This is a genomic window from Sphaerisporangium melleum, assembly GCF_014646695.1.
GTDB lineage: Bacteria > Actinomycetota > Actinomycetes > Streptosporangiales > Streptosporangiaceae > Sphaerisporangium > Sphaerisporangium melleum.
This window is the reverse complement of record NZ_BMNT01000033.1, coordinates 7,993-16,294: the sequence shown is the minus strand read 5'-3', so window position 1 is coordinate 16,294 and position 8,302 is coordinate 7,993. Positions and strand designations below refer to the sequence as shown.

Annotated in this window: 5 protein-coding genes; 1 reads left to right on the top strand and 4 read right to left on the bottom strand. The window is 69.6% G+C overall.

All coding sequences use genetic code 11. From position 1 onward, the window contains the following. Both IEY93_RS26455 and IEY93_RS26450 read right to left on the bottom strand, forming a co-directional pair. Nucleotides 1-1,947: glycoside hydrolase family 9 protein (locus tag IEY93_RS26455; protein WP_229691500.1), on the bottom strand; the 1,947-nt coding region annotated here is incomplete at its 3' end. 197 nt (nucleotides 1,948-2,144) lie between these two features. Continuing rightward, a complete protein-coding gene (locus IEY93_RS26450; RefSeq protein WP_189165836.1) occupies nucleotides 2,145-5,045 on the bottom strand; it encodes a glycoside hydrolase family 48 protein in 2,901 nt (966 codons plus the stop codon). A gap of 568 nt (nucleotides 5,046-5,613) precedes the next feature. Here IEY93_RS26450 and IEY93_RS26445 point away from each other — a divergent pair. Beyond that, entirely contained in the window at nucleotides 5,614-5,883 is a 270-nt protein-coding gene (locus IEY93_RS26445) for a DUF6158 family protein (protein WP_189165835.1), read from the top strand. Between the two features lie 78 nt (nucleotides 5,884-5,961). Here IEY93_RS26445 and IEY93_RS26440 read toward each other — a convergent pair whose 3' ends face one another. Beyond that, the gene (locus tag IEY93_RS26440; RefSeq protein WP_203968822.1) at nucleotides 5,962-7,320 is read right to left on the bottom strand and encodes an ice-binding family protein; all 1,359 of its coding nucleotides are present in this window, start codon (nucleotides 7,318-7,320) and stop codon (nucleotides 5,962-5,964) included. A gap of 642 nt (nucleotides 7,321-7,962) precedes the next feature. After that, a partial coding sequence (locus tag IEY93_RS26435; RefSeq protein WP_189165833.1) for a cellulose binding domain-containing protein occupies nucleotides 7,963-8,302 on the bottom strand: 340 nt, incomplete at its 5' end.

Sequence of the window (8,302 nt, the reverse complement as noted above, 5' to 3'; positions counted from 1 at the left end):
GGGGGTCGGGTTCGGCCCGATTCCCGGCACCTCACCGTAGATCTTCGTGCCGCCCGAGTACACCGGGATGTGAGTCACCGTGACCGGGGTGCCGCCCGGGGTGGTGGCGACGCCCGCGTAGGACCAGTCGTTGGCCGGATCCCACGACCCGGACGAGCTGGCGATGCGGAACTGCGCCTCCCGCCGCGACTCCGACTGACCGGCGGGCGCGAAGCCCGTACCCGAGCAGTCGATCGTGACGTAGTAGACCTTCCCCGAGTACTGCGTCGGCCCGGCCGGCGCCTTGCACTGGGTGTAGGCCGACGACAGCGTGATCTGGCTCGGCGTCGTGTCACCGTCCAGCGTGAAGAAGTACCGGAAGCTCCCGTCGGTCAGCGCCCGCGCGGGCCACGCCGAGTGGTTGTACACCACGGCCTTGATCTCGGTGTAGGTGCCGCCCGAGGAGTTCACCGACGCCTGCAGGTAGATCTCCGGCCCGTCCGGCGTCTCGGGCACCGGGAAGTTCGCGAGCGGCGTCCCGCCGAACTCGCGGTACAGGCGGGCCAGCGCGCCGGTGAAGGCCGCGTTGTAGTCGGTGGCCACCTCGTTCATCACGTAGTCGCTGCGGCTGTCGGCGTAGGCGTCGTCAGCGGACTTCGGCCCGCCGACCAGCGCGCCGTACAGGATGTGCCTGCTGTCGGCCGGCTCGTTGAGGCTGTTGGACCAGGAGCCGTGCGCCGTGCGGTGGTGCGGGTTGCGCGGCGGGTTCGCGCCGAAGCCGACCATGTACGACGACCTGCGCGGGTTGTCGCCGAGCGCGTAGTTGATCTGCCGGACCCCGAAGTCGTGGTACCGGGTCTTGCGGGTGGCGTCACCGGTCAGCCAGTCGCTGTAGACCAGGGCGACGAACGCGGTGTTGGCCGCGTACCGCAGGGACCCCCAGGTGTCCAGGACGGCCTCGCCGCCGGGGGAGTAGTTCACCTTCTGGCCGTTCACGCCGACCGTCCACCAGTCGAGCCAGCGGTTGGCGTCGTCGATGTACTTCTGCTTGCCGGTCAGCTTGGCGAGCAGCGCGTACGCGCCGTACGACTTGTCGTCCCAGGCGATCGTCCACTTGTAGGACCGGGTCGTGCTCTGCGGCTCGGTGCCGAGTTTGTCGTAGGAGGACTCGGCCTTGGTCAGGTAGGAGGTGTCGCCGGTCGCGCGGTACAGCCAGGCGGCGCCCCACACCAGCTCGTCGTTGTAGCCGCTCCACGACTTGTAGTAGCTCGCCGCGTCGGTGATGCAGTCGCTGTAGTTCTTCCGCACCGTGTCGGCGAAGGTGTAGAGCTGCTTGGCGTGCGTGACCAGCGTGTCGGCGTAGGCCGCGTTGGTCGGGCGGAAGACCATCGAGGAGGCCGCCATCGCCGCCGCGGTCTCGCCCGCCAGGTCCGAGCCGCCGCAGGAGGCGTCGATCTTGTATGCCGGGCGCTCCATCGGCATCACCTCGGCGGAACCCCACCAGGCGTGGTCGGTGCCGCCGTTGCCCACCTGCCCGTACAGCACGTTGGGCGACGGGTGGGCCTTGATGAAGTAGTCGTTGACCCACTTCAGGTTGTCGAGCAGGTAGGTGAGCTGCCCCGAGCTCTGGTACGCGTCGCGGTACTCCACGCCGCCCCAGGCCAGCATGGTCGCGCTCGCCGCCATCGGCAGGCCGAACTTCACGTGGTCGCCCGCGTCGTACCAGCCGCCGGTGAGGTCCAGGCCCGCCGACCTGCCGTCGTTCATGCCCGAGTCGCCGCGCCAGTTGACCCGGTTGCTCGCGGGCAGGTCGCCCGAGCGCTGGGCCTCGTAGAAGAAGAGCGACTTCTGCAGCGCCTCGCCGTAGTTGAAGGTGGCCGCGGCGGCCGGGGAGGAGGAGAGGACGGGGAAGAGCGTGGCCGACGCGGCGAGGATCGCCAGGCCGGTGAGCGCGCGTCTGAGGGACATCGGGGCCTCTCGAGCCGGGAACCGGTGGAGCGGTGGTTCGGTGGTGCGTCACGCGGGAGGGGACTTGCGGGGTGCGGCGGGGGTCAGGCCCGCCGCACCCCGGTACCGGGGGCGTGGCCCGCGTCTTGCGGCGGGCCACGCCCCTGCGGTCGGGTGCGGCGACTGTCAGGCGTCACCGCACCCGGGGGCCGGCCGGATCAGGGGAACAGCCGGCCGTACTCGGCGAGGGCGATGGCGACGTCGGCCTGCGCCCAATACCGGTGGTAGTTGAACGTCGGGGCCGGGCCCGTGCCGTCCAGGTACGCCTGCACCTTCGGCCAGTCCGGGTCGTTCTTGTACCAGGACCGGATGGAGATGAAGGTCGAGTTGGAGTTCATCGCGTCGCCGTTCGGCATGGTGCCGGTCCAGCCGGAGGGGATGTAGATCGGGTCGTCCAGGCGGTTGTAGTCCGCCTTGGTCTCCGGGGTGGACACGCCCTTGGCGTCCTGGTTGTTCGCCCAGATGCCGTCGAGCAGCGCCTTGGCCATGTTCTTCGCCTGGGTGTTGTTCGCCCGGTGGGCGTAGTACATCAGCACCTTGGCGTAGGAGCCGGCCACACCGATGTCGGTCGTGTAGTCGGCGATCGACACGTGCAGGTTGGCGTTGCTGTGCGGCAGACCGGCGAAGGTCGTCGGCTGGCCGGTCCACTTCAGCGTCGACGGGATCTGGTAGGTGCCGTCGGAGTTGATCGTGGTGTTGGCCATCGCCCAGGCGACCCACTTGTCGAGGATGGCCTTGGCCTGCGCGTTGCCGGTGACGTCGTACAGCTCGGCCACGCGCTCCAGCGACCAGGCCTGGAAGCCGAACCACTGGTTGGACGGCGGGTCGTGGTAGACCGGCTGCCAGTCGTAGGCCATGCCGTAGAAGGTCGGCGAGCCCGAGGGCGGCGCCGCGTAGTGGCCCTGCCAGCTGTTGGTCGCGCCACCGGCGATGGCGCCCTCGGCCGACTGCAGCCAGGTGTAGAACTCGAGCTGGCGGGTCAGGCTGGTGCTCCAGTCGGTGACCGCGGTCGCGCCCTTGGGCTTGAGGGCGTCCACGTTGGACAGGGCCCAGGCCGCGAGCGGGTTCTGGTAACCCATGTGGTTGTGGCTGGAGCCGATGCGCCACGCCCAGCCGGCCGAGGTGTCGGTCGCGCCGCCCCAGGCGTAGTACCAGGACAGCAGGTAGGCCGCGCTGTCCTTGCCGGTGCCGGCGGCGCAGGAGGTGCTGGTGCAGCCCTGCTTCTTGAAGTACTTGTCGTACATCGCGTAGCGGAGGTAGTCACCCATCTTCGCGGCCTTGGCGACCGAGGCGGAGACCTGCGACGCCTTGCCCTGCGCGGTCGCCCAGGTGTGCGCCCAGTACGCGGCCTGGATGGCGCGCGCGTCGGCGTCGGGGGCGTTGGTGTACTTCCACTGCTTGGCGTAGGACTGGTCCCCGGTGAACAGGTCCAGGTAGCCGTTCTTGCCGCCGAACTTCATCGTGTCGCAGGACGGCTGCGGGATGGTCTCGAAGACCGACTCCTCCGGGCCGCGCTGGTAGGTGTTGATGTAGGCCGGCTTGGTGGTGCCGTCGCCGCAGCGGCCGAAGCCGTAGACATTGTCCACGTCGAGCAGCCAGTGCATTCCGTAGACTTCCTTGGTGCCGTACGCGCTCTGCAGCTCGCTCGCGATCGGGTCGCGGCCGACCGACACGCCGCTGTCGAGCTTCGACGGGTACTGCTTGATGTCGTCCCACTCACCGGCGTAGGTCGCCGGCTTGCTCGCGTCGTAGAAGGACGCGGTCGGCTGGTCCGCCGAGCCGGGGATGATGTACTTCTCCATCGTCGCCCAGGCGTCGTTGAACCTGGTCCACGTGCCGGTGACCTGGCCGTACACCGCCTCCAGCCACAGCATGTAGCTGAACGCCTCGGAGGTCGTCTCGTGACCCTGGTCGGGAGCCTCCACCAGCAGCGTCTCGACCGAGTGGTAGGGGACGCCCTGCGGAGAGTAGTACCCGTTGGCCGGGTCCTTGATCTTGTTGTACAGCGTGGTGAACCGCTGGATGTACTCGTTCCCGCCACTGCTGCCGTCGTTGTCGGCCTCGGTCGCGACGACGGACGCGCTGGTCCAGCCGCTGGCCGCCGAGGTGAACGTCGCCGAGCCGGCGGTCTCGTCGGAGTCCTCGGCCGCGGCGATGCGCACGGTCTGCGGGGTGCTCCAGTTCGACGGCGTGAAGGTCAGCGAGCCGCCGGACGACACGGTCAGGTCGGCGTCGCCGCCGCTCGCCTTCGTGGTCGTCACGGTGACGTTGCTGGAGGGCGCCCGCGACAGGGACACCGAGTACGTCGCCGAGCCGCCCTCGGAAACCAGGAGCGTCGTGGGGTTGGCCACGATGCTGGACGTCTGGGTGCCGGAGACCGTGACGCCCACCGGGGAGGAGGTCGTCGTCAGCCCGCTGTTGTCGGTCGCCCGCGCGGTCAGCGAGTAGCTGCCGGCCGCGACGTTCGCCCAGGTGTAGGTGTACGGCGCGGTGGTGTCCGTGCCGAGCAGCGTGCTGCCCTGGTAGAAGTCCACCTTGCTGACCGTGCCGTCGGTGTCGGACGCCGAGGCCGCCATCGCGATCGTGGCGGGCGCGGAGAAGGTCGCGCCGGCGCTCGGCGAGGTCAGGCTCACGGTCGGCGGCTGCGGCGTGGGGTTGGTGCCGCCGTTGCAGGAGGTGCCGTTGATCGCGAAGTTGGTGGGCTTGGCGTTGCTGCCGCTGTAGGTGCCCTGGAAGCCGATCTCCGTCGACTGACCGTTGCCGAGGTTCCCGTTCCAGTTCGCGTTGGTGGCGGTGACGTTCGCGCCGCTCTGCGACCAGGTGGCGCTCCAGCCCGAGGTGACCCGCTGGTTCCCGGCGAAGCTGAAGGTGAGGCGCCAGCTCGACCAGGCGTCACCGTTGTTGGTGATCTTCACGGCCGCGGTGAAACCGCTGCCCCAGTCGTTGAGCGTGTAGTCGACGTTGCAGGCGACGGCCGCGGAGGCCGGTACGGAGGCCAGCATGGTGAAAAGGCCCGCCACCAGGCTGACCAGCGCGGCCCACACGCCACGTCGTTTCATCCGTGACCGTGGGAGCGCTCCCGCCCCTAACGATGATGTTGACATACCGGAGGTACTCCAAGGTGATGAATGGCGATGGACGGTACAGAAGGTGGCACGGCGAGGGTCTCGTACCGGATCGGGAAAAGAAGTCATGCATGGGAGCGCTCCCACATCGGATTCTGCTGGGTGCACCAAAGATGTCAATGAGGTGTCAGGCAGATTTCACACGCGAAGACGCCGGCATCGTCGCCAGCCTGGACGTTCTTACCTCCGCCTTATGTCGGCTCCGGGTGGGAGGTTGAAAGTTTCAGTACGCCGGTGAGCCGGTGCGGGGGTGCTGACGACGGCGTCTTCACCGTTCTCCGGGAACGGCGGAGACGCGTGCCCGGGACGCCCGCCGAGTGGTCGCGAGCCCGCCCTGATCCAGCGGAAGCGCACGGCCGGGCGTGGCCGCGGCGCACCGGCCGGAGGTGCCGTGCGGATCACCTTGCGGATCACCGGAAATGATCAAGACTGCGAGCTGGTGTGAGATATCCCGCTTTGTCAGAAGGTGACGGATTCGCCGGTCTCGGTGCACTGTGGAGACATGAACAGAGTCGATCCGAGAAACCTGAGCGTGCGAGATCTGCGCGCCGAGCTCCAGCAGCTCGAGGAGTCATGGATGGAGACGCTGCTTCGCGGTTCTGAGGACGCCGTGGACGACTTCGCGTCACGTACGCGCGAGCTCGAGGATGAGTTCGACCGCCGCCGGGTGGAGGTGTCCGCCGAGGACGCGTCCCTGCCCGCCCCCCAAGCGTCCCCACCCGAGGATGCGTCCCCGCCGTCGAGCGCGGACGACCGGGAGGGAAACGAGTAGGTCCAGCACAGCCGAGCACAGCGTTCGGGGCCCGTCCGATGAGTTCGGACGGGCCCCGCGAGCGTTCAGGACGCCGCTTCAGCCGGTGACGCCACCGGTGGGCTTGGGTGCCCGCGGCCGTGGGCGGTGCGGCGCCTTGTGGCCGCCACGGACCTTCTTGTAGACCTTGCCGCCCTTGTGGCCGCCCTTGTAGCCGTGGTGGCCGTGGTGCCCGTGCCTGGACCAGCGGTCGTGACGGTGCCCGCCGCCCCCGCCTTCGCCGAACACGCCCTCGATGGTGCGCACGGTCGCGAGGGTCACCAGGCGGCCCTTGTCATCCTTGTGGTGACGCGAGACGAAACGCCGGTCGCGGTCCTTGGCGCCGGGACGGTTCGGGTCGCCGCCGGTCGCGCCGGACCACCCGTGCTCGCCGTGCTTGCCGTCCTTGCCCGCCTTGGCGTTCTCCTCGCAGCAGACGCCGCCCGGACCGAGCCGCTCCAGGACGGTCGCCGAGGTGGCGGAGTCGAACGAGGCGTTGCCCGGGTAGAAGGCGACGATGGAGTGCTCGCCCTCGGCGAGGTCACTGAGCGTGATCGAGGCCCGGCCCTGGGCGTCGAGCGTGGCCGAACCCCGGCTGACGCCGTCCACCAGGAACACCACCTGCCCGGTCGGTATCGCCTGGCCGTCGCCGCGCACCGTGGCGGTGAGGGTGAGCGGGCCATGGAAGTTCGGGTCGGCGCACGAGGTGGTCACCGCCACGGCGGTCCGCGAACCGGCGCAGACCGGCTGCCGGATCTGCGAGGTGTTCAGGGTGACCGCGCCGTTGCGGGCGAGGGCACGGCCGTTCAGGATCGCGCCGACGCCCACGTCGATCGAGGTGAGGGCGAGGATGTTGCCCGCGAAGACCGCGCCCGCGCCGATCGTGGCGGTCGGCGCGACCGTGGACGTCGAGGTCACCTGCCAGAAGACGTTGCACGCCCGCGCGCCGCCGGTGAGCGTCACCGTGGCTCCAGGGGCGACGGTCAGGCTGCCGGCCACCCCGGTCGTCCGGAGGATGAAGACCGCGTTGGGGTCCCCCTGTGCGTCCAGGGTCAGGTTGCCGGTGAGGGTGAAGGGGCCGGTCGCCGAGTTGTACACGCCCGGCGTCAGCGTGGTGCCCCCCAGCGCGGCCGGGATGGTGCCGGTCGCCGTACGGCCGCTGATGTCGGTGTAGGCGGCGGTCAGGGCCGTCTGGGCCTGCGCGGCGGCGGCGTCGCCCGCGTGGATCGTGCCGGTCACCGAGCCGGGCGGGAAGCCGGTCACCGTGGCGCCGGGGCTCACCCCGAGATCACCGGTGACGAGCGAGGGGCCGGTGTTGGTGACCGACGTGCCGGCCAGGACCCCGAAGGTGGCGGCGGCGCCGAGCGCCACGGGCGCCTGCGCGCTCGCGGACTGTGGTGTCGCGATGACGGCTCCCATCGCGACCATCGCCGGGAGAGCCGCCGCCAGCAAGGAACGAGCGAAATGTCGTGCCCCGACGCGCGGCCGATTGGCATTGTTCATAAAGCGGTCCTTTGCTTTTGGTATCGCTGGGTGAAAACGCATTCCCGATGATGCGTCTCAAGATCCCACCGTACTGATCGGTGGACCCGCAATCGTCATGCGACATGCGGAAGATTCGATTCCGGCGGACCGTGCGGATAAAATGGAAAAGTGTCCCGTTGTCGATGAAAGAGGGCGGCGTTTGCGGATGTTCCGTTCCGCGCGCCGCCCGGTGAATCGGGCGGCGCTTTCCGCCGCCGCCGCGCCGGGCGGACCGGTGGACGCCGGAGCCGTGGCGGCCGTGACGGGCGCGCGCCTATAAGACCGCGCTCGGCCGAGCACCCGCGAAATCCGGGAAACCCGAAGAAATGCGAAAGGTGGCGAGATCGCCGGAAAGGGGAGGAACAGCGGGGAAGGCGGGGATGGGCCGAACGGGCCGGTCGCTGGAGCGTGGGCGCGTGGCGGCCGGTCACCACGGGCACGCGAAAGGCGGGCGGGCGCCACGCGCCCGCCCGCCTTCGCGAGGGAGGGTCCTTGCGGGCCGGCCGGGAGGAGGACGTCTCCCGGCCGGCCCGCAGGTCAGGAGCAGGTGAGGTTGGCCGGCCCCGGTGACGAGGGGCCGTTGGCGGTGAAGCCGACGGCCACCGACTGGCCGGGAGCGATGCTGGACGCGTAGGCCGGCGCCTTGGCGGTGAAGGTCGTCCCGTTCTGGGTGACCACCGCGTTCCAGCCGCTGCCGAGGGTGACCCCCGAAGGCATCGTCCAGCTCACCGCCCAGTTGTTCCACGCCGCCGAGCCGTTGTTCTTCACGGTCAGCTGGGCCTGGAAGCCTCCGGACCAGGTGTTGGTGAGCGTGTAGGTGAGCCCGCAGGTGCCGCCCGTCGGGGTGGGCGTCGGCGTCGGGGTAGGGGTCGGCGTG